We start from the raw sequence: 569 nt of genomic DNA on the forward strand, positions 1-569 counted from the left end.
TTGCTCATGGTGACTCTCCAGTTTCAATAGGTGAAAACGGAGAACACCTTGCCCAGGAGGGGAAGAGTATTCCCCGCGTGGGTGGGTGTAGCCAGAAAGGGTGGTGCCAGGTCAGTGCATGAACTTGAACGCGGTCAGCATGACGCCAACAGCGGCCGAGAGCATGACGCCCATGCGGATGGTGAGCTTGAGTTCGAGCTCGGACTTGAGCTGTGCCAGATCAGCTTTGGTAGCCAGCTGGGTTTGCATTTCAGTCTCCAGAGCATCGACAACAGCAGTGGCCTTGTCTTCCGAGACATCGATGGATCGCAATGCCTGGTACAACGCTAAACCGCTTCTCATGGAAGGTCTCCAGGTTTAGACGGAGACCGGCCCTGACGGGTAGTCCCGTCGAGGGTGGGTGGAAGGTGCATTCATCAACCGGGGGTGCCGGTCAAACGTTCGCGCTACCGAATGCTTAGCGAACTTGGGTTTGGATCAATGCGCTAGGAGCGCATCGCAGTCGTGAGATCCGAGACTGCCTGGGGCATGTTGCTGACAACGTCAGCGGCATACATCCTCAGAATGTT

1 protein-coding gene is annotated in these 569 nt (G+C 56.4%); it reads right to left on the reverse strand.

Features of this window, described 5'->3' with window-relative positions; translation table 11 throughout:
• Nucleotides 1-111 precede the first annotated feature (111 nt).
• Complete coding sequence (locus tag GSQ95_RS25045; protein ID WP_058778667.1) at nt 112-342, reverse strand: hypothetical protein; 231 nt, start codon at nt 340-342, stop codon at nt 112-114.
• Nucleotides 343-569: the final 227 nt, after the last annotated feature.

The organism is Pseudomonas sp. BAV 4579 (assembly GCF_009765395.1).
GTDB lineage: Bacteria > Pseudomonadota > Gammaproteobacteria > Pseudomonadales > Pseudomonadaceae > Chryseomonas > Chryseomonas aestiva.

What these genes read in the sequence shown, in the direction of transcription:
- GSQ95_RS25045 (WP_058778667.1), bottom strand. Translation starts at nt 342, where the DNA reads ATGAGAAGCGGTTTAGCGTTGTACCAGGCATTGCGATCCATCGATGTC.